Source organism: Streptomyces sp. NPDC052701 (assembly GCF_040678355.1).
Classification (GTDB): Bacteria; Actinomycetota; Actinomycetes; order Streptomycetales; family Streptomycetaceae; genus Streptomyces.
This window is the reverse complement of record NZ_JBFATO010000055.1, coordinates 1-22,430: the sequence shown is the minus strand read 5'-3', so window position 1 is coordinate 22,430 and position 22,430 is coordinate 1. Positions and strand designations below refer to the sequence as shown.

At 74.7% G+C, this 22,430-nt stretch carries 19 protein-coding genes; 12 read left to right on the top strand and 7 right to left on the bottom strand.

The window, feature by feature from the left end; genetic code table 11:
* Positions 1 to 1,504: 1,504 nt before the first annotated feature.
* Complete coding sequence (locus AB0L29_RS34240; protein WP_365833050.1) at positions 1,505 to 2,350, top strand: hypothetical protein; 846 nt, start codon at positions 1,505 to 1,507, stop codon at positions 2,348 to 2,350.
* Between the two features lie 104 nt (positions 2,351 to 2,454).
* Here AB0L29_RS34240 and disA read toward each other — a convergent pair whose 3' ends face one another.
* Both disA and radA read right to left on the bottom strand, forming a co-directional pair.
* A complete protein-coding gene (gene disA, locus AB0L29_RS34235; protein ID WP_365833048.1) occupies positions 2,455 to 3,579 on the bottom strand; it encodes a DNA integrity scanning diadenylate cyclase DisA in 1,125 nt (374 codons plus the stop codon).
* A gap of 81 nt (positions 3,580 to 3,660) precedes the next feature.
* Positions 3,661 to 5,070, bottom strand: coding sequence for a DNA repair protein RadA (gene radA / locus AB0L29_RS34230; protein ID WP_365833046.1), 1,410 nt, complete (start codon positions 5,068 to 5,070; stop codon positions 3,661 to 3,663).
* A gap of 198 nt (positions 5,071 to 5,268) precedes the next feature.
* Between radA and AB0L29_RS34225 the strand changes: the two genes are divergently transcribed.
* The gene (locus tag AB0L29_RS34225; protein ID WP_365833044.1) at positions 5,269 to 6,990 is read left to right on the top strand and encodes a hypothetical protein; all 1,722 of its coding nucleotides are present in this window, start codon (positions 5,269 to 5,271) and stop codon (positions 6,988 to 6,990) included.
* A 70-nt stretch (positions 6,991 to 7,060) separates the two neighbouring features.
* Here AB0L29_RS34225 and AB0L29_RS34220 read toward each other — a convergent pair whose 3' ends face one another.
* Positions 7,061 to 7,984: a hypothetical protein gene (locus AB0L29_RS34220; protein WP_365833042.1), complete on the bottom strand. Its 924-nt coding sequence runs from the start codon at positions 7,982 to 7,984 to the stop codon at positions 7,061 to 7,063.
* An 85-nt stretch (positions 7,985 to 8,069) separates the two neighbouring features.
* Here AB0L29_RS34220 and AB0L29_RS34215 point away from each other — a divergent pair, with 85 nt between their 5' ends.
* From AB0L29_RS34215 to ilvD, 4 genes are all read left to right on the top strand, one after another.
* Positions 8,070 to 9,002: a Ppx/GppA phosphatase family protein gene (locus AB0L29_RS34215; RefSeq protein WP_365833040.1), complete on the top strand. Its 933-nt coding sequence runs from the start codon at positions 8,070 to 8,072 to the stop codon at positions 9,000 to 9,002.
* An 84-nt stretch (positions 9,003 to 9,086) separates the two neighbouring features.
* Positions 9,087 to 9,917 (top strand): sugar phosphate isomerase/epimerase, encoded by an 831-nt coding sequence (locus AB0L29_RS34210; protein WP_365833038.1) that lies wholly within the window; start codon positions 9,087 to 9,089, stop codon positions 9,915 to 9,917.
* On the top strand, positions 9,914 to 10,528 hold the full coding sequence (locus tag AB0L29_RS34205; protein WP_365833036.1) for a TetR family transcriptional regulator: 615 nt from the start codon (positions 9,914 to 9,916) through the stop codon (positions 10,526 to 10,528). The genes AB0L29_RS34210 and AB0L29_RS34205 overlap by 4 nt, the downstream gene beginning before the upstream one ends.
* Before the next feature lie 173 nt (positions 10,529 to 10,701).
* Positions 10,702 to 12,555 carry a dihydroxy-acid dehydratase gene (gene ilvD / locus AB0L29_RS34200; protein ID WP_365833034.1) on the top strand — a complete coding sequence of 618 codons (1,854 nt, stop codon included), beginning with the start codon at positions 10,702 to 10,704 and terminating at the stop codon, positions 12,553 to 12,555.
* Between the two features lie 116 nt (positions 12,556 to 12,671).
* On the opposite strand, the gene AB0L29_RS34195 is transcribed toward ilvD, so the two are convergent.
* Positions 12,672 to 14,819, bottom strand: coding sequence for a serine/threonine-protein kinase (locus AB0L29_RS34195; protein ID WP_365833032.1), 2,148 nt, complete (start codon positions 14,817 to 14,819; stop codon positions 12,672 to 12,674).
* Between the two features lie 182 nt (positions 14,820 to 15,001).
* Here AB0L29_RS34195 and AB0L29_RS34190 point away from each other — a divergent pair, with 182 nt between their 5' ends.
* Both AB0L29_RS34190 and AB0L29_RS34185 read left to right on the top strand, forming a co-directional pair.
* Complete coding sequence (locus AB0L29_RS34190) at positions 15,002 to 15,328, top strand: SH3 domain-containing protein (RefSeq protein ID WP_365833030.1); 327 nt, start codon at positions 15,002 to 15,004, stop codon at positions 15,326 to 15,328.
* A gap of 254 nt (positions 15,329 to 15,582) precedes the next feature.
* Entirely contained in the window at positions 15,583 to 16,086 is a 504-nt protein-coding gene (locus tag AB0L29_RS34185; protein WP_365833028.1) for an EamA/RhaT family transporter, read from the top strand.
* A 289-nt stretch (positions 16,087 to 16,375) separates the two neighbouring features.
* Here AB0L29_RS34185 and AB0L29_RS34180 read toward each other — a convergent pair whose 3' ends face one another.
* The gene (locus AB0L29_RS34180; protein ID WP_365833026.1) at positions 16,376 to 16,621 is read right to left on the bottom strand and encodes a hypothetical protein; all 246 of its coding nucleotides are present in this window, start codon (positions 16,619 to 16,621) and stop codon (positions 16,376 to 16,378) included.
* 22 nt (positions 16,622 to 16,643) lie between these two features.
* On the opposite strand from AB0L29_RS34180, the gene AB0L29_RS34175 reads away from it, so the two are divergent.
* The 3 genes from AB0L29_RS34175 to proC all read left to right on the top strand — a co-directional run bounded on the left by AB0L29_RS34175 (position 16,644) and on the right by proC (position 19,185).
* Positions 16,644 to 17,456: an ABC transporter ATP-binding protein gene (locus tag AB0L29_RS34175; protein ID WP_365833024.1), complete on the top strand. Its 813-nt coding sequence runs from the start codon at positions 16,644 to 16,646 to the stop codon at positions 17,454 to 17,456.
* Entirely contained in the window at positions 17,453 to 18,235 is a 783-nt protein-coding gene (locus AB0L29_RS34170; RefSeq protein WP_365833022.1) for an ABC transporter permease, read from the top strand. The genes AB0L29_RS34175 and AB0L29_RS34170 overlap by 4 nt, the downstream gene beginning before the upstream one ends.
* A gap of 137 nt (positions 18,236 to 18,372) precedes the next feature.
* Complete coding sequence (proC, locus tag AB0L29_RS34165; protein WP_365833020.1) at positions 18,373 to 19,185, top strand: pyrroline-5-carboxylate reductase; 813 nt, start codon at positions 18,373 to 18,375, stop codon at positions 19,183 to 19,185.
* A 21-nt stretch (positions 19,186 to 19,206) separates the two neighbouring features.
* On the opposite strand, the gene AB0L29_RS34160 is transcribed toward proC, so the two are convergent.
* Entirely contained in the window at positions 19,207 to 19,797 is a 591-nt protein-coding gene (locus tag AB0L29_RS34160; protein WP_365833018.1) for a cysteine hydrolase family protein, read from the bottom strand.
* A gap of 75 nt (positions 19,798 to 19,872) precedes the next feature.
* Here AB0L29_RS34160 and AB0L29_RS34155 point away from each other — a divergent pair, with 75 nt between their 5' ends.
* The gene (locus AB0L29_RS34155; RefSeq protein WP_365833016.1) at positions 19,873 to 20,877 is read left to right on the top strand and encodes a helix-turn-helix domain-containing protein; all 1,005 of its coding nucleotides are present in this window, start codon (positions 19,873 to 19,875) and stop codon (positions 20,875 to 20,877) included.
* On the opposite strand, the gene trpS is transcribed toward AB0L29_RS34155, so the two are convergent.
* Positions 20,811 to 21,842, bottom strand: coding sequence for a tryptophan--tRNA ligase (gene trpS / locus AB0L29_RS34150; RefSeq protein WP_365833013.1), 1,032 nt, complete (start codon positions 21,840 to 21,842; stop codon positions 20,811 to 20,813). The genes AB0L29_RS34155 and trpS overlap by 67 nt on opposite strands.
* Positions 21,843 to 22,430 lie beyond the last annotated feature (588 nt).

Sequence of the window (22,430 nt, the reverse complement as noted above, 5' to 3'; positions counted from 1 at the left end):
ACGCCAGAGGGCGGCGAGTCCTCGGCGCCCGGTCCTCGGCACCGGCGCCCGGTCCCCGGCACCGGCGGCCCGGCCCGCCGGCCGGCGCACCCCTGTCGATCGGCAGCGGCCGCACCCCGGCGCCCGCTCGCAACGTCGGGCGGACGACCGTCCTCGTCCTGCCCGGCCGGTCCCGGGCGCCCCGCTGTGGGCGTCCCCCGCGCTGCCCGCGGTCACGGTCGGCCGGCCGGGGCGGGACGAACCGCGCCCCGTGGCAGCGGCTGGCCGGCCTCGGCGTGCTCGCCGTGGCGGCGGGCGTGTCCCGCCGGTGGCCGCCGGCGGCGTTCGGGCTGACGGCCGCATCGGGTCTGGCCTCGGCCCTCGCGCTGTCCAGCGTCCCCTGCGGACCCGAGCGGTTCGTCCCGGCCGGCACGCTGCTCCTCGGCCGCGTCCTGCCCCGGCCGGGCGATACCGGCGGCGGAGCCGCGGGCCGGCCGAGGCAGGTCGGCTCAGGGCCGACAGCCCGGAGGAGGCGCGGCGCCCGGCGGAGAACAAGCCCGGCCGGGCGATGCGCGCCCGGCTCCGCGAACGGGCCCGTATCGCCCAGGACGCGCACGACTCCCCGGGACACCGACTCGTCCCGACCGCCCTGCGCGCCGGTGTCCGCCAGGTCGCCGCCGGCCTGCCGGACCACCACCGCGCCGCGGCGGCCGACCTGTGCGCGGCCGCCGACGCCACCGGCCGGCTGTACCGCGTCATCGGCGTCCTGCGCGAGGACGACGAGCCGGTGCCCCCGCCCCCGGCGGGCGAGAACGCGGCCCAACTCGTCGCGTGGACCGCCGAGTCGGGCCTGCCGGTGCGCCGGGGACCGGGCGGCGCCCCCGCGGCCGCGGAGCCGGGGCGGGTCGCGGAGCTGCTGCCTCACCGGGTGGTGCGCGAGGCGCCGACCGACGCGGCACGGCACGCACCGGGCGCCCCGGTCCCCGTCGTGGTTGTCCCCGAGGCCGACGACACCGTCGTCGTCACCAACGGGCCCGCCGCGCCGGACGGTTCGCCACCGGCCGGCGGCGGCCCGGGCCCGCTCGGCCCGCGCGCTCGGCGGCGGCACCGGGTTCCTGCGCAAGTCCGGCGATCCGTACGCCACGGCCGTGGCCATGGGGGGCAAGGGCCGCGATCGCGAACGCGTGGGCGCTGCCGCGGCGGGACCGCCGCCGAACGGCGGCGAACAGCGCGACGAAGAGCGGGGACCGGCCTTCGCGCCCGTCCGCGCCGTGTGCCGGACCCAGATCGGGGTGTCCCGTGGACGAAGGCGGTGATGTCGCGGCAGGGCGCGGTGTTCCTGAGGTCCGTGGTCACGGACGGTAGGCGGCGGGCCGTCATCGTCACGTGCTGCGATCGCCATGGGGTGCACCTGACGAAAGGCAGGGGGACCGGCGCGGTTTCCGGGATGATGATCCGGAAAAGATGTGGCTCTCGGCGGCGGGTGGGACAGGCGAACGCGCCGATCTCTCGTACAGTTTGCGCCGTGGGATCTCTGCGCAATCCGGTCGGGCCGCTTCCCTCCTCCATCTACTGGCGACGGAGGGCCGTACTGCTGTCTGTGATCGCCCTGTTGGCGCTGCTGACCACCTGGATCGTCACATCCGGCGGCGGGGGCGGCGGGGACCGTGACAACGGTGCCAACGGCAAGAATCCCGCGCCCTCGATCACTCCCGGCCCCTCGGGTTCGGGACCGGCGATCAGCCAGGCGCCCGGTGGCCGCGACGAGTCGGAGGGCGGGTCGGGGTCCGGTGGGTCGTCGTCCGGCTCCGGCTCCGACGGCGGTTCGGGCGGCGGCTCCGGCTCCGGGGGCTCCGGTGGGGCCGGCGGTTCGGGCGGCGGTGGCGGTGGCGGTGTCGGTGGCGGCTCCGAGGGCGCCACGACCGCCGGTGTCGGCGCGGGCGACACGCTCCCCGCCGGCTCCACACTGCCCAACTGCACCGCTTCCGACGTCAAGTTCAGCCTGCGCAGCGTCCGCAACACCTACGAGCCCGGGCAGACGCCGACGTTCCGGCTGACCGCGCGCAACGTCTCGGGGCACGACTGCAAGGTCGATCTCGGTCCGGAGAAGACGGTGTTGACGATCACTCAGGCCGACGAGGACGACGCCTACTGGTCGTCGGACGACTGCCCCGAGGGGCCCGGGAGCCTGGTGTTCCGGGTGCCGGCCGAGGACGGCATCACCTACACCGTGGAGTGGGACCGCAAGCCGAGCGCCGCGCAGTGCGCCACGCCCGCCGCGGGACCGGCCGACGCGGGCACCTACCTGGTGGAGGCGAAGACCCCGGGATTCGCGAAGGTGCAGACGTCGTTCGTGCTGGAGGACGACTAGCAGGAAGCGGCCGGAGGGGCGACCGGACGGTCGGCACGGGGCGGCCGGACGGCGCGCCCCGCGGCCGCCTCCGCCGGACGGGCCGCGGGCGGAGGCCGGGGACCTCAGACGTACCGTTCGAGGATCGAGCTCTCCGCCAGCCTCGACAGCCCCTCCCGCACGCTGCGCGCCCGCGCCTCGCCCACGCCGTCCACCGTCTGCAGGTCGTCGACGCTCGCGGCGAGCAGCTTCTGCAGGCTGCCGAAGTGCTCCACCAGGCGGTCGATGATCGCGCCGGGCAGGCGCGGGACCTTGGCCAGGAGGCGGAAGCCGCGCGGGGAGACCGCCGAGTCCAGCGTCTCGGGGGAGCCGGTGTAGCCCAGGGCGCGGGCCACCGTCGGCAGTTCCAGGAGCTCCGCGTGGGTGAGGGCGTCGAGTTCGGCCAGCGCCTCGTCGACCGTGCGGGAGCGCTTGGCCGTGGGTTCGGGCACGTAGTCCCGCACGACCAGCTCGCGCTCGGGCTCCACGCCGGCGATCAACTCGTCCAGCTGGAGGGCCAGCAGACGGCCGTCCGTGCCGAGCTCGACCACGTACTCGGCGATCTCGGTGGCGATGCGGCGCACCATCTCCAGGCGCTGGGCGACCGCCGAGACGTCCCGGACGGTCACCAGGTCCTCGATCTCCAGCGCCGACAGCGTGCCCGCGACCTCGTCGAGGCGGAGCTTGTAGCGCTCCAGGGTCGCCAGGGCCTGGTTGGCGCGGGACAGGATCGCCGCCGAGTCCTCCAGGACGCGGCGCTGGCCGTCGACGTACAGGGCGATGAGCCGCATCGACTGGGAGACGGAGACGACCGGGAAGCCGACCTGCTTGCTGACCCGGTCCGCGGTGCGGTGCCGGGTGCCCGTCTCCTCCGTCGGGATCGTCGGGTCCGGCACCAGCTGGACGCCCGCCCTGAGGATCTTGGACAGGTCCGAGGACAGCACGATGCCGCCGTCGAGCTTGCACAGCTCGCGCAGACGGGTCGCCGTGAACTCGACGTCCAGGACGAAACCGCCCGTGCACAGTGCCTCGACGGTCTTGTCGGAACCGAGCACGATGAGTCCGCCGGTGTTGCCGCGGAGCACGCGCTCCAGGCCGTCACGCAGGGCGGTGCCGGGCGCCACGGCGCTCAGCGAGGCGCGCATCAGGCCATCGGAACCGGCACTCCCACCGGACTTTCCGGGAGCTGCTGCCCGGTCGTTGGCTGCCACTGCACTCCTCCGGTCGCAGGTTCTGGGGCGCCCCCGTTTCGCACTCTGGGTTCGTACGGACGGGCGAGACCAGGGCAAAGTCTACCGGCGCTCCTCCGCCTCCCGTGGGGCCTCTCGCCGACGGGAGCGCGGCAGGACCCGCAGGGCGTCCCCTATGTCCGCGACTTCCAGCACCTTCATACCGGCGGGGATCTTGCCGGGATCGCCCGGTACCAGGGCGTGTGTGAAGCCCAGGCGGTGCGCTTCGGCGAGCCTGCGCTGCACGCCCGTGACCCGTCTCACCTCGCCCGCGAGGCCGACCTCGCCGATCGCGACGAGGTTCTTGGGCAGCGGGGTGTCGCTCGCGGCGGAGGCCAGGGCGAGGGCGACGGCCAGGTCGGCGGCCGGTTCCGAGAGCTTCACGCCGCCGACCGTGGCGGTGTAGATGTCCCGTTTGCCCAAGGCGCTGATCCTGCCGCGCTGTTCCAGTACCGCGAGCATCATCGAGACGCGGGAGGTCTCCAGGCCGGAGGTGGTGCGGCGCGGGGAGGGGATCTGCGAGTCGACCGTCAGCGCCTGGACCTCGGCGACCAGCGGGCGGCGGCCCTCCAGGGTGACGGTGAGGCAGGTGCCGGGGACCGGCTCGGCCCGGCGGGTCAGGAAGAGCCCGCTGGGGTCGGCCAGGCCCGTGATGCCCTCGTCGTGCAGCTCGAAGCAGCCGACCTCGTCGGTGGTGCCGTAGCGGTTCTTGACGCCCCGTACGAGACGCAGGCGCGCGTGCCGGTCGCCCTCGAAGTGCAGGACGACGTCCACGAGGTGTTCCAGCAGGCGGGGGCCGGCGATGGCGCCGTCCTTCGTGACGTGGCCCACGAGCAGCGTGGACATGCCGCGCTCCTTGGAGGCGCGGATCAGCGCGCCCGCCACCTCCCGCACCTGGGCCATGCCGCCCGGGGCCCCGTCGATCTCCGGGGAGGCCACCGTCTGCACGGAGTCGAGGATCAGCAGGGACGGCTTGACCGCGTCCAGATGGCCGAGCACGGCCGCCAGGTCCGTCTCGGCGGCGAGGTAGAGGTGGTCGTCGATGGCGTGGATGCGGTCGGCGCGCAGCCGCACCTGGCTCGCCGACTCCTCGCCCGTGACGTACAGGGTCCGGTGCTCCTCGCTGGCCGACTTGGCCGCCACGTCGAGCAGGAGCGTCGACTTGCCGACGCCGGGCTCACCCGCGACCAGCACCACCGCGCCGGGGACCAGCCCGCCGCCGAGCACCCGGTCCAGTTCGGGCACGCCGGTGGAGCGGGCGGTGGCCTGGCGGCCGTCGACCTGGCCGATGGGCAGGGCGGAGGTGGTGACCCGCCCCGGGGTCGTCGTGCGGACCGCGGGCGCGCCGTACTCCTCGACCGTTCCCCACGCCTGGCACTCGGGGCACCGGCCGAGCCACTTGGCCGTCTGCCAGCCGCACTCGGTGCAGCGGTAGGACGGTCGGTCCTTGGTGGTCTTGGTACGGGCAGCCATGAACAGAACCGTAGCCTGCGGCACTGACAGCGGGGGTGCCGCGGCCCCGGCCCGGCTCCGGTCCGAACCGGTCGTCCGGCCCGTGCCGACCCCGGAACGAAAGGTTCCTGTCCCCTTATGAGGGATCGTTTCACCCGTACGGATTAAAAGTGCTCAACGTGCCGGAAGGCACCACCCTCGGCCCCCTACGGTCGCCGGATGACGAGCAGCAGTCCGGAGTCCCCGACCCGCACGACCGGCGCGCACCGGGCGCGCAGGGAGGCGCGCGACCGCACTGCGGCGCGCACCCTGGCGCAGCGGCCTCCCACGCGCCACGAGCCGTATCTGGACGGCCTGTTCACCTACTGCCTGTCCGTGCTGTGCGACCACGACGCGGCCACCGCCGCCCTGGGCGACGTCCTGGCGCTCGCCGAGCGCCGCGGCCGGCACGTCCCCCAGGCGGCCGGGGACCGCCGGGCCTGGCTGTACGCGCTGGCCCGCTGGGCGTGCCTGCGCAGGCTGGCCGAGGCCAAGCAGAAACGTCAGGCCACCCACGCGGCGGGCCGCGCCGGCCGGCCGGACGCCCGGGAACCGGCCGCGCCCGCCGCGCCCGCGGCCCCGGAGGGGGACCAGGAGCAGCGACGCCGGGAACTGGCCCTGCTGGCCTGGCCCGAGGCCGCCGGCACCACCCCGGAGCAGCGGGAGGCGCTCGAGCTCGCCGTGCGCCACCACCTCGCCGCCCACGAGGTCGCCGCCGTCCTCGGCCTGGACCCGGCCGCCGCCCGCGAGCTGCTCGCCTCCGCCGCCTGCGAGGTCGAGCGCACCCGCGCGGCCCTCGCCGTCGTCGAGACCGGCGTCTGCCCGGGCGTGGCGCACTTCACGGGCGACCGCCAGTTCGTGCTCAGCGCGGCCCTGCGCCGCGAGCTGGTGCGGCACGTCGACGACTGCCCGCGCTGCCGGCGGACCGCCGAGCGCGCGATCTCCGGCCGGTGGCCCGGCACCAGCGTCACCCCCGCCGAGCTGCCCGTCCTTCCGGCGCCCCGGGCGGCGCTGCACGCGGCCCTCGCGCACCACGCGCGCGTGCGCCGCGCCGCGCCCCGCTTCGACCGGCGCGGTTTCCCGATGGACCCCAAGGACCGCGCGGCGCGGCGGGACCGCCTGCGCGCGCGTGCCGTCACCACGACCGTCGTCGCCACCGTCGTCGCGGCCCCCGTGCTCGCCCTGTGGGCCGCCTACCGGGGCACGCCCGTCGGCGAGGGCCGGGACGGCCGCGCGGTCTCCGCGCGCGAGGCGGGCGACCCGGCCGGCCTCGACGGCGAGACGGCGGGCGGCGGCTACGAGAACGCCGGCAACGCCCGCACCCGGCCCGGCGTCCGCTTCGGCGGGGACGGCAGGCCCGACGTGTCCGTGGAGGTCGTCGGCGTCGCCGGTACCGGGCGCAAGGGCGCGGCGGGCCTGGAGGTCGCGGCCGAGAACAGCGGCGACACCACCCTGATCACCCTCACCGCGACCGGCTCCGCACCGGTCCGCTGGTCCGCGTCCACGGGAGCCGGCTGGCTCTACCTCAGCCGGTCGTCGGGAACGCTGCGGCCCGGCGAGTCGTCGACGGTCAAGGTGTACGTCGACCAGCTGCGCGAGCCGTCCGGCCCGTGGAGCGCGCAGGTGGCGGTCTCACCCGTCGGAGCCGTCGTCTCCATCAAGGGCCACGGCGCCGCGGCCGGCCCCTCCGCACCGCGCCCCCGCCCCGGCACCCCCGGCGACCCGACCCCGAACCGCCCGGACCCGGCCCCCACGGCCTCCGCTCCCGCGGATCCCGCGCCGGGCGACCCGCCCCCGTCCTCGCCCGGCCCGGACCCCACGCCCACCCCGACGGCCCCCGCCGACCCGGCGAGCACGCCTCCGCCGCCCGCCTACGGCGACCCGGGCCCGGCCACGCCGTAGGCCGCCGGCCCCGCCCGCGGCCTGCCCGGGAAGCCGCCGCCCGGAGCCGCTCGGAGCTGCCCGGAACCGTTCAGCCGACGGGGCCCGCGGGGTCTGCGGGGCCTGTGGGGTCCGCGGGGCCTGTGGGGTCCGCCGGGTGCGGGGCGAACAGCGGCAGCCGCGAGGCCAGCCGCTGCTCGCACAGCTCGACCAGACGGTCGTAGCCGGCCTTGCCCATCAGCTCGGTCAGCTCCGCCCGGTAGGAGACGTACACCGGCTCGCCCGCGCCGTGCGCCGAGGCCGCCGACGTGCACCACCAGTGCAGGTCGTGGCCGCCCGGACCCCAGCCGCGACGGTCGTACTCGCCGATCGACACCTGCAGCACGCGCGTGTCGTCGGGCCGGTCGATCCACTCGTAGGTCCGCCGGATCGGCAGCTGCCAGCACACGTCCGGCTTGGTCTCCAGCGGCTCGCGGCCCTCGCGCAGGGCGAGGATGTGCAGCGAGCAGCCCATGCCGCCCGGGAAGCCGGGCCGGTTCTGGAAGATGCAGGAGCCCTGGAAGGGGCGGGTCTGGCGCTCGCCGTCCTCGTCCTCGGAGACCCAGCCGTTCGCGGTGCCCTCGGCGTGGTGCTGCCAGATGTCCGGCGTGAGCCGCGCCACGTGCCCGGCGACCCGCTTCTCGTCGTCCTCGTCGGAGAAGTGCGCCCCCAGCGTGCAGCACCCGTCGTCCGCGCGGCCCGCCTGGATGCCCTGGCAGCCGCTGCCGAAGATGCAGTTCCAGCGAGAGGTCAGCCAGGTCAGGTCGCAGCGGAAGACCTGCTCCTCGTCCGCCGGGTCGGGGAACTCCACCCACGCGCGGGCGAAGTCGAGACCCCTCTCGTCGTCCACCGGGGCCACCGGCGCCGCTCCCGGCGTCCCCGGCGCTGCGTCCGCCCGCGAAGGGACCTCGGCCGCTTTGCCCTTCTCGGTGAGCTTGGCCGCCTTTTCGTCCTTCGCCTTTTTCGTCTTTGGCACGCGACCAGGGTATGACGCCCCGGGCCGCTCGCGGGACGACCGCGGGGAGGGGCGGACGGCGGCGCCGGCAGTAGCGTTCTCCTCCATGAGACTCGGTGTCCTCGACGTGGGATCGAACACGGTGCATCTGCTGGTGGTGGACGCGCACCCGGGCGCGTGCCCGCTGCCCGCGCACTCGTACAAGGTGGAACTGCGCCTCGCCCAGCTCCTGGACGACGGCGGAGCGATCGGTCCCAAGGGCGTCGACCGGCTGGTCGCGGTCGTCCGGCAGGCGCTCCGGGCCGCCGAGGACCAGGGCGTCGAGGAGCTGCTGCCGTTCGCGACCTCCGCCGTGCGCGACGCCGTCAACGCCGACGACGTCCTCACGCGCGTGCGGCGGGAGACCGGCGTCGAGCTGCAGGTCCTCTCCGGCGCCGAGGAGGCCCGGCTCACCTTCCTCGCCGTCCGGCGCTGGTTCGGCTGGTCGGCCGGGAAGCTGCTCGTGCTGGACATCGGCGGCGGCTCCCTGGAGATCGCCTACGGCATGGACGAGGAACCCGACGCCGCCGTGTCGCTGCCGCTGGGCGCCGGACGCCTCACCGCGGCCCGGCTGCCCGGCGACCCGCCCGACCCGGAGGACGTCCGCGCGCTGCGCCGCCACGTCCGTGCGCAGATCGCCCGTACGGTCGGCGAGTTCAGCCGCTTCGGCGCCCCCGACCACGCCGTGGCCACCTCCAAGACCTTCAAGCAGCTCGCCCGCATCGCCGGCGCCGCCCGCTCCGCCGAGGGCCTGTACGTGCAGCGCGAGCTGAAGCGCGAGTCCCTGGAGGGCTGGGTGCCCCGCCTGGCCGGCATGACCGTCGCCGAGCGCGCCGAGCTGCCGGGCGTCTCGGCGGGCAGGGCCGCCCAGCTGCTGGCGGGCGCCCTGGTGGCCGAGGGCGCGATGGACCTGTTCCGCCTGGAGAGGGTGGAGATATGCCCCTGGGCCCTCAGGGAGGGCGTGATCCTGCGGCGTCTGGACCACCTGGGCCCGCAGTGAGGGCGCGGGGTGCGCTATGGCGAACACCACAACGGCCAGGAGACACCCGGCCCCACCCCCACCGCACCCCGTAACCTGTCCCTCGTGGCAGAACCAAGGGACGTGGTCCGCATCCCGGACGCGAAGGTCGCCCTGTCGACGGCCTCGGTCTACCCGGAGTCCACGGCGACGGCCTTCGAGATCGCCGCGCGCCTCGGATACGACGGGGTCGAGGTCATGGTGTGGACCGACCCGGTGAGCCAGGACATCGAAGCCCTGCGCCGCCTCTCCGACTACCACCGGATCCCGATCCTGGCCGTGCACGCCCCCTGCCTGCTCATCACGCAGCGCGTGTGGTCCACCGACCCCTGGACCAAGCTCCAGCGGGCCCGGGCGGCGGCCGAGAAGCTCGGCGCGGGCACCGTCGTCGTCCATCCCCCCTTCCGCTGGCAGCGGCAGTACGCCCGGGACTTCGTCACCGGGATCCGGCGGATGGCGGACGAGACGGACGTGCGGTTCGCCGTCGAGAACATGTACCCCTGGCGCTACCGCGACCGCGAGATGCTCGCCTACGCCCCCGACTGGGACGTGACGAGGGAGGACTACCGGCACTTCACGATCGATCTCAGCCACACCGCGACGGCCCGCGCCGACGCGCTGGAGATGATCGACCGCATGGGGGACCGCCTCGGCCACGTCCACCTCGCCGACGGCCGCGGCTCGGCCAAGGACGAGCACCTGGTGCCCGGCCGCGGCACCCAGCCCTGCGCCGAAGTGCTGGAACGCCTCGCCCTGAACGGCTTCGACGGCCACGTCGTCGTCGAGGTCAACACCCGCCGCGCCATGTCCGCCGCCGAGCGGGAGGCCGACCTGGCCGAGGCGCTGGCCTTCGCCCGCCTGCACCTGGCCTCGCCGGTGCGGGTGCCGCGGCGATGACCGAGACCGCTCCCCGCCGCCGGGGACGTCCCTCCCGCGAGCGGTCCGCCGACGCCCCGGCCACCCGCGACCGCATCCTCGAGGCCGCGCGTGAGGAGTTCTCCGCGCGCGGCTACGACAGGACGTCCGTGCGCGGCATCGCCAAGGCGGCCGGAGTGGACCCGGCACTCGTGCACCACTACTTCGGCACCAAGGAGCAGGTCTTCGAGGCGGCCATCGCCCTGGCCTTCGCGCCCGTCATGGAGGCGCCGAGGACGGTCGAGGAGGGGCCGCTCGACGGTGTGGGGGAGCGCCTGACCCGCTTCGTCCTCGGCGTCTGGGAGAACCCGGCGACCCGCGCGCCCCTGCTCGCGATCGTCCGCTCCGCCGTCAACAACGACACCGCCGCCGCCGTCTTCCGCCGCATCATCGCCACCCAGGTGCTGCGCCGCCTCGCGGTACGGCTGGAACTGCCGGACGCCGAACTGCGCGCCGAGCTCGCGGCCGCCCAGCTCGTCGGCACCGCCATGCTGCGGTACGTCATCAAGGTCGAGCCGCTGGCCTCGGCGGACCCCGAGCAGATCGTCGCGCGGCTGGCGCCGGTGGTGCAGGGGCACCTGACCGGACCCTGAGCGCCCGGCGCGGCGGCCACCCGGCCGCCCCGGCCGCACGGGCCCCGGCAGGTGAGACATGTGTTCCGAGATGCGGACACGCTGTCCGCTCCCTGGATGACCGGCGTACGCTCGGTGACAGTCACGACCCTGTCAGCGCTCTCTGGCAGAACTCTCCGAAGGAGCGAGCGACGATGCCCGAGCTGAGGTCCCGCACAGTCACCCACGGCCGCAACATGGCGGGCGCCCGCGCCCTGATGCGCGCCTCCGGTGTACCCGGTGCGGACATCGGCCGGAAGCCGATCATCGCGGTCGCCAACAGCTTCACGGAGTTCGTGCCCGGCCACACCCACCTGGCGCCGGTCGGCCGGATCGTCAGCGAGGCCGTCAAGGAGGCCGGCGGCATCCCGCGCGAGTTCAACACGATCGCCGTCGACGACGGCATCGCCATGGGCCACGGCGGCATGCTGTACTCCCTGCCCTCCCGCGACCTGATCGCGGACAGCGTGGAGTACATGGTCGAGGCCCACTGCGCCGACGCCCTGATCTGCATCTCCAACTGCGACAAGATCACGCCGGGCATGCTGAACGCGGCCCTGCGCCTGAACATCCCGACGGTGTTCGTCTCCGGCGGCCCGATGGAGGCCGGCCGCGCCACCCTCGTCGACGGCACGGTCCGCACGCTGGACCTGATCGACGCGATGGTGGAGGCCGCCAACGACCAGGTCTCCGACGCGGACGTCCTGCGCATCGAGGAGAACGCCTGCCCGACCTGCGGCTCCTGCTCCGGCATGTTCACCGCCAACTCGATGAACTGCCTCACCGAGGCCATCGGCCTGTCCCTGCCCGGCAACGGCTCGGTCCTGGCCACCCACACGGCCCGCAGGGCGCTCTACGAGAACGCGGCCCGCACGGTGATGGACCTCACCCGCCGCTACTACGAGCAGGACGACGACTCGGTCCTGCCCCGCTCCATCGCCACCTTCCAGGCGTTCGAGAACGCGATGGCGCTGGACATCGCCATGGGCGGCTCCACCAACACGATCCTGCACCTGCTGGCCGCCGCCCAGGAGGCGGGCGTCCCCTTCGGTCTGACCGAGATCGACGCCCTGTCCCGTCGCGTGCCCTGCCTGGCGAAGGTCGCGCCGAACGTCGCGAAGACCCGCACGTACTACATGGAGGACGTGCACCGCGCCGGCGGCATCCCCGCCCTGCTGGGCGAGCTGCACCGCGCGGGCCTGCTCAACGAGGACGTCCACGCGGTGCACAGCCCGTCCCTGGCGGACTGGCTGAAGACCTGGGACATCCGCGGCGGCTCGCCCTCCCCCGAGGCCGTCGAACTGTGGCACGCCGCCCCCGGCTGCGTCCGCTCCGCGGAGGCCTTCTCCCAGTCCGAGCGCTGGGAGTCCCTGGACGAGGACGCCGAGAACGGCTGCATCCGCTCCGCCGAGCACGCCTACTCCGAGGACGGCGGCCTGGCGGTGCTGCGCGGCAACCTCGCCGTGGACGGCTGCGTGGTCAAGACGGCCGGCGTCGACGAGTCCATCTGGACCTTCGAGGGCCCGGCGGTCGTCTGCGAGTCGCAGGAGGAGGCCGTCGAGAAGATCCTGACCAAGCAGGTCGAGGAGGGCGACGTCGTCGTCATCCGCTACGAGGGCCCCAAGGGCGGCCCCGGCATGCAGGAGATGCTCTACCCGACCTCGTACCTCAAGAGCCGCGGCCTCGGAAAGGCCTGCGCGCTGATCACCGACGGCCGCTTCTCCGGCGGCACGTCCGGCCTGTCCATCGGCCACGCCTCCCCGGAGGCCGCCTCGGGCGGCACGATCGCCCTGGTCGAGGACGGCGACCGCATCCGCATCGACATCCCGAACCGCTCGATCGACCTCCTCGTCGACGACGCCGAACTGGCCCGCCGTGAGCAGGCGCTGGGCGGGGTGTACGCCCCCAGGAACCGCGACCGCAAGGTCTCGGCGGCCCTGCGCGCGTACGCGGCGATGGCGACCAGCGCGGACAAGGGCGCCGTGCGGGACGTGTCGAAGCTGGGCTGACCCGCCCTCCGCCGCACGGGGCCGCCTCCTGCCTTCCGCGGGGGCGGCCTTCCGCCTTCCGGCGGGGGCGGCCTTCCGCGGGACCCGCGTGCCCTCGGCGCGTCCCCGCCCGCGGCCTACCAGGCCGACGGGTCGCGGGCGTCCAGGGCGAAGACGGTGCCGTCGGGGGCGGTGGCGTGGACGCGGCCGCCGGCGAGGACGGGTCCGGGCAGGGCGGCCGCGACCCGGTCGGAGGCGGAGCCGAGCCGGGGCGGGGTCTGGCCGAGGAGCCTCCCCTTCCCTGCGTCGACGGCGAGCAGCCGCCCGTCGGGCGCGGAGACGTACACGTGCCGGCCGTCGGTGACCGGCGCGGAGCCCCGCAGCACGGCCGTCTCCAGGCGCCAGCGCTGCTTCCCGGCCGTCATGTCGACGGCCACCAGCGATCCACCGGTCCCCATGAGGTGGACGAGGTCCCCGTGCACGGTGCCGTGGGCCTGCTCCAGCGGGACGGGCAGCTCCACCCGCCGGGTCGCTCCGGTCCCGGGGGTGTGGCGGACCACGGCCGTCGCCCGGCCGTAGACCGCGTCGAGCGCGAGGAGGTGGACGGACCCGTCGGACCCGTCGGACCCGTCGGACCCGCCCGCCGCGCCGAGCGGTTCCAGGGAACCCGGCAGGCGGACGTCCCACCGCACGGCGCCCGAGTCCGGGTCCACGGCCGTGAGCCGGGTGCTCGAACCGTCGTCGGAGGTGCTCGCCGCGTACGCCGCCGCAGCACCGGGGAAGGAGGCGAAGTACGGCACCCGGTGGCCCGGTATCCGACGGCTCCACCGCGTGTCGCCCGTGGCGCCGTCCACGCCGGTGACCGTCCCGTCGGCGGCGGTGAGCAGGAGCGTGTCCCCGGCGCGGGCCAGACCGCTGTACGCGGGCACCTCCCGCCGCCAGCGCGGCTCGCCGTCGGCGGGGTCGAGCGCCTCCAGCCGGCGCCCGCCGTCCGCCGGGAGCTGTACGAGACCGCCCGACAGCACCGGCGGCCCGCCGCTGCGGCTCCCGGCGACGGTGCGCCGCCACCGCACGTGCCCGTCGGCCGGGTCGAGCGCGAAGACCATCCCGGGCTGCCCGCACAGCAGCGTCCCCCGCGCGTGGGAGCACCGGGGCGTGCTCCCCTTCGACGCCGGCACCGTCTCCCACGCGCCGGAACCGGCCGGCGCGGCGCGCGGGCCGCTCCGCGGCGCCGGGTCCGCGCCGTCGGACAGCCGGGCCGCCACCAGCACGCCGACGAGGGCCAGGGCGAGCGCCCCGGCCACGAACACCGTCCGCCTGCCGGGGCGCCCGGGGCGCCGCGGCCCGGGCGCCCCGGCGCCGGGCCCCGCTTCGGGCGCCCCGGCGCGGGGCTCCGGCCGGGGTCCCGGCGCGTCACCCGTGCGCTGCGCCGGTATGAACGCCTGCGTGTCGTACGAGGCCGCCACCGACCGCAGCTCGCGCATCAGCTCGTCCGGCGAGGGCCGGTCCCCGGGCTCCTTGGCGAGGCAGCGCAGGATCAGCGGCGCCAGTTCCACGGGCACGCCGGTCAGGTCCGGCTCGTCGTGCACGACCTGGTAGGCGACGACGTACGGGCTGTCGGAGTCGAACGGCCCGCTGCCCGTGGCCGCGTGCACCATCACCGACCCGAGCGCGAAGACGTCGGCGGCGGGCCCCACCTCCCGGGGCCGCCGGAACTGCTCGGGGGCCATGAACGGCGGAGTGCCGATCAACTTCCCCGTCTCGGTGCGCAGTTCGCTGTCCTTGGGCCGGGAGATGCCGAAGTCGATGACCTTGGGCCCGTCCTCGGCGAGCAGTACGTTGCTCGGCTTCAGGTCCCGGTGCACGACCCCGACGCGGTGGATGTCGCGCAGCGCCTCCGCGAGCCCGGCCATCAGCCGGCGCAACTGGGCCGGGGTCATCGGCCCGTTCCGCTTCACGTGCTCGGCGAGCGTCGGGCCCGGAATGAACAAGGTGGCCATCCAGGGCCGCCCGGACTCGGGATCGGCGTCGACCACCGACGCGGTGAAGGCGCCGCTGACCTTCCGCGCCGCGGCCACCTCCTGCCGGAACCGGCCCCTGAACTCGGGGTCCTTGGCGAACTCGGCGTGCACGACCTTCACCGCGAGCTTCATCCCGGAGGTGCTGCGGGCCAGGTGCACCACGCCCATGCCACCCGACCCCAGACAGGACTCCAGACGGTAGTGACCGGCGTACTCGGGAAGTTCCGCTTCCGCGCCCGCTCCGGCGTTTTGCTGTGGCGCCATGGGACCACCCCCGTGCTGTTCGTCCGCGCGCGCGACGCACGGAGCCTAATCGATGACCCGTACGCGACAGAGGCGGCTCGCCAGCGCGCATGTTCCACGAACGAACAGGTGTGCATGGTGTGTTTTCGGGGAATGAACGGGGCCCCATGATCGTCATGGGGATGCAACGGGGGAGGTTCTTCATGTCGGTCGACCATGTCGAAGAGGCCGGGGGCGCGGACGGGACGGAGGCCGTCACCACGGCGGCGACGGCCACGGCCCTGCGCTACTACTCGGTCGCGCCGGGCGTCCGTCTCAACGTCCGCAGCGGCCCCGGCACCGGCTACACCGTCGTGCGCGTGCTGCCCGAGGGCGCCAAGGTGGCGATCTTCTGCCAGTCGCCGGGCACCTCGGTCACGGGCCCGTACGGGACGAGCAACATCTGGGACAACATCGACGACGGCGCGTACGTGGCGGACGCGTACGTGGACACCGGGAGCGACGGCTACGTCCGCCCGCGCTGCTCCTGACCGTCACCACCCGGGGACGCGCGTGTCCGCGGACGCGCGCGTCCCCTGACCGCGGACACCTTCCGGCCCGGCCCCGCCCGGGCGGGCCGGAAGACGCCCGCGCGGTCCGCCCGGCACCTCCTCGCAACCGCGCCGGCGGGGGCGCGTACGGGGCGGACGCGCACGTGGACACCGGGAGCGACGGCCGGGTCCGCCCGTGCCGCCCCGGATCACCACCGCCCGGCCGGGGACGGCGCCGGGGCCATAATCGACCCGTGAGCGACGAGAACGGCACCCCGGACACCCCCGGGGGCTCCACGGGCCCGCGCCCCGAGCCCCTCCGCTTCTTCGGCACCACCTGGGTGCACCACGACGGCGGCTACGCCGCCCGCCGCGTCGCCGCGGCCGCCGGCTCGCTCGCCGCGGCCGCCGTCTCCTGCCTCGTCCTGCGCGTCGCCTACGACGGTCTGCGGATCGCCGGCGTCGGCGGCTTCGTCACGCTGCTCATGATCGTGATGTTCGCCGTCTGCAGCGCGCTCGCCTTCCGCCACACCTGGGACGCCTTCACCCGCCGCCCCGACCCCGGCCGCCGGGACTCCCTCCGCGGTCTGCTGGCCGTCGGCTTCGTCGGCTCCCTGCTGGCGTACTTCTTCCGCTCCCTCGTCGAGGCCCCCGGCGAGAAGCTCCACCGCCAGGAGTACGACACGGCCCGCGAGGAGCACGAGAAGCGCGTCACCCGCCGTTCGGGCAACCCGTCGAAGAAGCGCCGCCGCTCCTGACCCGGCGGGCCGCTCGCCCGGGGCGACGGCGACGCCCGCCCCCTCACCGGCACCTCCCTCGGCCTCCTCGCCCACGCCCGGGCCCGGCACCGGACCGGCCCCGTCCACTCCGTTGCGCAGGCCGCGCGCGTGCTGCGCCCGGCCGGCGCGCCCGCCCCACGGCAGAACACCGACGCCCCCGGCGCGCCGTGGATCGCCGGGCCGGCCGACCGCATCGCCCGCCACTTCGGCGCGCCCCTCCCCGCCGGCCTGCCGGCCTACCGGCCTGCCGGCCTACCGGCCTGCCGGCCTACCGGCCTACCGGCCGCCTCGGCTTCGCCCGCCGGGGGATCCGCCGGAGCCCCGCGTTCCGGCCGGCACCCGCCTCGCCGACGTCGGCGGCCACCCGTCCTCGGCGGCCCACGGCCGGGAGGCCGGCGCAGCCCTCCCCGCCGGGGAGCGCGAGCACCTGCCGGCGGTCTTCCCGGACGGAGTCGTCGAAGAGGTCCACGACGCCGTCCTGCTCCTCGCCCCCGCCCCGCTTGACGCGACCCACCCCCGGGAGGATTATTCATCACATGATGAATTACTCCTTCGTCCCACCCCCCGCGGCGGCGGACCCGGCCCCCGCCCCCGCGATCCGCGCCGAGAACCTCACCGTCGTCCGAGGCCCCCGCACGGTCCTGCGCGGCCTCGGCTTCACCGTCCCGCGCGGCCGGATCACCGGCCTCCTCGGCCCCTCCGGCTGCGGCAAGTCCACCCTCATGCGCGCGATCGTCGGCACCCAGGCCAAGGTCGCCGGCACCCTGGACGTCCTCGGCCGCCCCGCCGGCCACCCCGCCCTGCGCGCCCGCATCGGCTACGTCACCCAGTCGCCCTCCGTCTACGACGACCTGACGGTGCGTCAGAACCTGGACTACTTCGCCGCGGTCCTCGACCCGGGCCGGGCATCGGCCGGCCGCCGCCGGGAACACGTCACCCGGGCCATCGCCGACGTCGACCTCACCCACCACGCCGACACCCTGGCCGGCAACCTCTCCGGAGGGCAGCGCAGCCGCGTCTCCCTGGCCGTCGCCCTCCTCGGTGCCCCCGAACTCCTCGTCCTCGACGAGCCGACGGTCGGCCTGGACCCGGTCCTGCGCCGCGACCTGTGGAACCTCTTCCACACCATCGCGGCCGACCGCGGCGCCACCCTCCTGGTCTCCTCCCACGTCATGGACGAGGCCGAGCGCTGCCACCGCCTCCTCCTCATGCGCGAGGGCGAGATCCTCGCCGAGGACACCCCCGACGCCCTGCGCGCCCGCACCGGCTCCGAGACGGTCGAGGCGGCCTTCCTGCACCTGGTGGACGAGGCGGTCGCGGCAGGCCGCGCGAAGGAGACCACGCGATGAGCACCACGGCCACGACGACCCCGCCCGCCCCGACGAGCGCTCTGAACGCCTCCCGCGCCACCGCCACCGCGATCCGCGTGCTGCGCCAGCTCCGCCACGACCCGCGCACCGTCGCGCTGATGATCCTCATCCCCTGCGTGATGCTGTTCCTGCTGCGCTACGTCTTCGACGGCAGCCCCCGCACCTTCGACAGCACCGGCGCCTCCCTGCTCGGGATCTTCCCGCTGATCACGATGTTCCTGGTGACCTCGATCGCCACCCTGCGCGAACGCACCTCCGGCACCCTGGAACGCCTCCTCGCCATGCCCCTCGGCAAGGCCGACCTCATAGCCGGCTACGCCTTGGCCTTCGGCGCCCTCGCGATCGTGCAGTCGGCCCTCGCCACCGGCCTGGCGGTCTGGTTCCTCGGCCTGGACGTCACCGGCTCCCCGTGGCTCCTCCTCGTGGTCGCCCTGCTCGACGCGCTCCTCGGCACGGCCCTCGGCCTCTTCGTCTCGGCCTTCGCGGCCTCGGAATTCCAGGCGGTCCAGTTCATGCCGGCGGTGATCTTCCCCCAGCTCCTCCTGTGCGGCCTGTTCACCCCGCGCGACGCCATGCACCCGGTCCTCGAGGCGATCTCCGACGCCCTCCCCATGTCCTACGCCGTCGACGGCATGAACGAGGTCCTCCACCACACGGACATGACCGCCGCCTTCCTGCGGGACGCCCTGATCGTCGCGGGCTGCGCCCTGCTGGTCCTGGTCCTGGGCGCGGCGACGCTGCGCAGGCGCACGGCCTGAGCCCGGCTCCCCGCCCCGGCTCCCTGCCCCGGGCGCCCACCGCCGTTCCGTTCCGCCCACCGGACACCCGGCCCGCCCCCGCGTCCCGAGTGCGAGGATGGCCCCGGACGACGCAACCTCCGGAGGACACCCCAGCCATGACCCAGAAAGTCGCAGTCCTCGGCACCGGCAAGATCGGCGAAGCCCTGCTCAGCGGAATGATCCGGGCCGGCTGGGCACCGGCCGACCTCCTGGTCACCGCCCGCCGCCGGGAACGCGCCGACGAACTCCGCACCCGCTACGGAGTCACCCCGGTCGGCAACCCGGAAGCCGCCAAGACCGCCGACACCCTGATCCTCACGGTCAAACCGCAGGACATGGGCGCCCTCCTCGACGAACTCGCCCCCCACGTCCCGGCCGGCCGCCTGGTCGTCAGCGGAGCCGCGGGCATCACCACCTCCTTCATCGAGGACCGCCTCGCCGCCGGCACCCCGGTGGTCCGCGTCATGACGAACACCCCCGCTCTCGTCGACGAGGCGATGTCCGTCATCTCCGCCGGCAGCCACGCCAGCGCCGAACACCTCGCCCACACCGAGGAGATCTTCGGCGCCGTCGGCAAGACGCTGCGCGTCCCCGAGTCCCAGCAGGACGCCTGCACCGCCCTCTCCGGCTCCGGCCCCGCGTACTTCTTCTACCTGGTCGAAGCCATGACGGACGCCGGCATCCTCCTCGGCCTGCCCCGCGACAAGGCCCACGACCTGATCGTCCAGTCGGCGATCGGCGCCGCCACGATGCTCCGCGACAGCGGCGAGCACCCGGTCAGGCTCCGCGAGAACGTCACCTCCCCCGCCGGCACCACCATCAACGCCATCCGCGAACTGGAGAACCACGGCGTCCGGGCCGCCCTCATCGCCGCCCTGGAAGCCGCCCGCGACCGCAGCCGCGAACTGGCCTCCGGCAAGAAGGACTGATCCCGCCCCGGGGGCGGCCCCTCACGCACCCGCCGCGTCCACGACCTCCTTCGCGGTCACCACACGCGCGAACCCGCCCCCGTGCAGCGACACCGCCGACGCCTGCGCCACCTCGTCCGCGCTCCGCCGCCAGCCGAACGGCCCCTCCAGATCGAAGGTGTGGGTCGCGTCGAACGCGACCACCACGTCGTACCCCAGGTTCCCGCCCATCCGCGCCGTCGTCTCCACGCACATGTTGGTCTGGATCCCGGCCAGCACCACCTGCGCGATCCCCCGCGCCCGCAGCCAGGCGTCCAGGTCCGGCGCCCCGTAGAAGGCCGAGTTCACGCTCTTCGTCACCAGCAGCTCGGCCCCGGCGGCCCCCTTCCCGCGCCGCCGCTCCACGTACTCCTTGAACCCGTTGCCCTCGTACCCCGGCCGCAACGGCGACTCCGGCAGCACGGAGTCGTGCCGCACGAAGACGACCGGCCGCCCCGTCCCCTGCCACACGTCGATGAGCCAGGCGATGTTGTCATCGGCCCCCGGATTGTTCCGCGGCCCCCAGAAGTCCACCTCCTCGAAGCCCTTCTGCACGTCGACGACCACCAGCGCTGCGTTCTCCGCGATCTGCATGCCCACGATCCTGCCGCCGCCCGGCCCACCGCCCCAGGGGTACAGAAGCCAGCGACCGATGGTTTACTGCCACCCGTGAGCCGCCGCCCGTACCGCGTGGCCCTCCTCGCCTTCCCCGGCGTCCGCGCCTTCGACGTCTCGGTGATCACCGAGGTCTGGGGCACCGACCGCACCCACCGCGGCGTCCCCGCCTTCGACCTGCGCCGGGCCGGCGTCGACACCGCGCCCGTCCCGATGCGCGGCGGCCTCACCCTCCTCCCCGACCGCACCCTCACCTGGCTGGACCGGGCCGACCTGATCGTCGTCCCCGGCCTGGACGACCACCTCACCCCCGCGCCGGCGCCCGTCCTGGACGCCCTGCGCCGCGCCCACGCCCGCGGCACCACCCTCGCCGCCCTGTGCGGCGGCGCCTTCACCCTCGCCCAGGCCGGCCTCCTCGACGGCCGCCGCGCCGTCACCCACTGGGACCTCGTCGACCTCCTGCGGGCCCACCACCCCCGCGTCACCGTCGTCCCCGACGCCCTCTTCATCGAGGACGGCGCCGTCTGGACCGCGGCCGGCACCGCCGCCGGCATCGACCTCTGCCTCCACCTCGTCCGCCTGGCCCACGGCGCCGAGGCCGCCGCCACCATCGCCCGCTCCATGGTCACGGCCCCCTTCCGCACCGGAACCCAGGCACAGTTCATCGAGCACCCCACCCCCCGCGCGGACCGCGACGCCGACGCCTTGGCCGCCGTACGCGAACACGCCCTGCGCCACCTGCGTGAACCGCTCACGGTCGCCGGCCTGGCCGCCCGGGCGGGCATGTCCCCGCGCACCTTCGCCCGCCGTTTCACCGCGCAGACGGGCACCACGCCCCTGCGCTGGCTGCTCGACCAGCGCGTCGCCGCCGCCCAGCGGCTCCTGGAACGCACCGACCTGCCCATGCCCGAGGTCGCCCGCCGCGCGGGCTTCGGCAGCGAGGTCACGATGCGCCAGCACTTCGCGTCGCGCCTCGCCACCAGCCCGCGCGCCTACCGGGCGGCGTTCGGCACGGCATCCGCGCCGGACACGGCCGGCAGCAGCCCGATCGCGCGATAGGCGGCGTCCACGACCGGCCGCGCCATGGCCCGCGCCCGCTCGGCCCCGTCCCGCAGCACCCCCTCCACGTGGCCGGGGTCCGCGCACAACTCCTTGTGCCTCTCCTGCACGGGCCTGAGCACCTCGACCACGGCCTCCGCGGTGTCCTTCTTCAGGGCCCCGTACGACGTGTACGCACCGCTCAGGTCCGCGGGGTCCCGGCCCGTACAGGCCGCGAGGATCTCCAGCAGGTTCGACACCCCCGGCCGCGCCGCCCGGTCGTGGGCGACGTCCCGGCCGCTGTCGGTCACGGCCCGCATGACCTTCTTCCGCACCACGTCCGGCTCGTCGAGCAGATAGACGATCCCCGGCCCGACAGCGTCGCTCTTGCCCATCTTCGACGTCGGCTCCTGCAGGTTCATCACCCGGGCCGCCACCGGCGGATGCGTGGCCCGCGGCACCACGAACGTGTGCCCGTAGCGCTGGTTGAACCGCACGGCGAGATCCCGCGTCAGCTCCACGTGCTGGGCCTGGTCGTCCCCGACCGGCACCTCGTCCGTCCCGTAGGCCAGGATGTCCGCCGCCATCAGCACGGGGTACGTCAGCAACGACAGCCGCACGCTCCCGCCCCGCGCCCGCTCACGCGCGGCCTTCTCCTTGTACTGGATCATCCGCCGCATCTCCCCGTCGGTGGCGACGCACTCCAGCACGTACGACAACCGGGTGTGCTCGTCGACATGGCTCTGCACGAACACGGTGCACAGCCGCGGATCGAGCCCGGCCGCCAGCAGCAGCGACGCCGCCTGTCGACTGAGCCGGCGCACCCTGGCCGGATCGTGGTCCACCGTCAGCGCGTGCAGATCGACGATGCAGAACAGCGCGTCGGACCGGTGCTGATCGACGGCGGCCCACCGTCGCATGGCCCCCAGGTAGTTCCCCAGCGTCAGATGCCCGGTCGGCTTGACCCCGCTGAAGACCCGCTTCATGTCCCACCTCCTGCTCGGGGCCGCCACCACCGGCGGCCGGCTCCTGGAGGGAGACACGGAAACGGCCGCCGAGGGCGGCGGCCGTTGGTGCACACGTGTGTCCGGCCGCCGTCAGGCGGCCCACCACTGCAGGGTGCACGTATGCGTCGTCATGCAGGTCAGAGTACGCCTCCCGGTGCTCGTCCGGAGGGAGGTTGACACGGCTCGGACCGATCCGTAAGGTACCCCGAGTTGTCCGACGTGAGCGCCGACTCCGGTCGGTCCCCGGACAGCCATTCCGCACGTACCAGCCACCATTCGACGACAGTCGTCCGTCTGCCGTCGTGTATTCGGCATGCGTATTCGCGAAATGAGGAATCCGCGTCCGAAAGGACGCAGCCCCCGATTGGCTTCGGGAGCGGGGAATCCGCTAAAGTCTCACTCGTCGGAACGGCCCAACAGCCGTGACGGCAACCCCCTTCTGACTGGGGATCAGGCCGAAAGGATCTGATAGAGTCGGAAGCGCCGGAAAGGGAAACGCGGAAGCGGGAACCTGGAAAGCACCGAGGAAATCGGATCGGAAAGATCTGGTAGAGTCGGAGACGCAAG

Coding starts and splice junctions, on each gene's coding strand:
- radA (WP_365833046.1), bottom strand. CDS start 5,070: ATGGCTGCCCGTACCAAGACCACCAAGGACCGACCGTCCTACCGCTGC.
- AB0L29_RS34175 (WP_365833024.1), top strand. CDS start 16,644: ATGATGAATTACTCCTTCGTCCCACCCCCCGCGGCGGCGGACCCGGCC.
- trpS (WP_365833013.1), bottom strand. CDS start 21,842: ATGAAGCGGGTCTTCAGCGGGGTCAAGCCGACCGGGCATCTGACGCTG.
- AB0L29_RS34160 (WP_365833018.1), bottom strand. CDS start 19,797: ATGCAGATCGCGGAGAACGCAGCGCTGGTGGTCGTCGACGTGCAGAAG.
- AB0L29_RS34215 (WP_365833040.1), top strand. CDS start 8,070: ATGAGACTCGGTGTCCTCGACGTGGGATCGAACACGGTGCATCTGCTG.
- AB0L29_RS34190 (WP_365833030.1), top strand. CDS start 15,002: ATGTCGGTCGACCATGTCGAAGAGGCCGGGGGCGCGGACGGGACGGAG.
- proC (WP_365833020.1), top strand. CDS start 18,373: ATGACCCAGAAAGTCGCAGTCCTCGGCACCGGCAAGATCGGCGAAGCC.
- AB0L29_RS34195 (WP_365833032.1), bottom strand. CDS start 14,819: ATGGCGCCACAGCAAAACGCCGGAGCGGGCGCGGAAGCGGAACTTCCC.
- AB0L29_RS34225 (WP_365833044.1), top strand. CDS start 5,269: ATGACGAGCAGCAGTCCGGAGTCCCCGACCCGCACGACCGGCGCGCAC.
- AB0L29_RS34170 (WP_365833022.1), top strand. CDS start 17,453: ATGAGCACCACGGCCACGACGACCCCGCCCGCCCCGACGAGCGCTCTG.
- ilvD (WP_365833034.1), top strand. CDS start 10,702: ATGCCCGAGCTGAGGTCCCGCACAGTCACCCACGGCCGCAACATGGCG.
- AB0L29_RS34205 (WP_365833036.1), top strand. CDS start 9,914: ATGACCGAGACCGCTCCCCGCCGCCGGGGACGTCCCTCCCGCGAGCGG.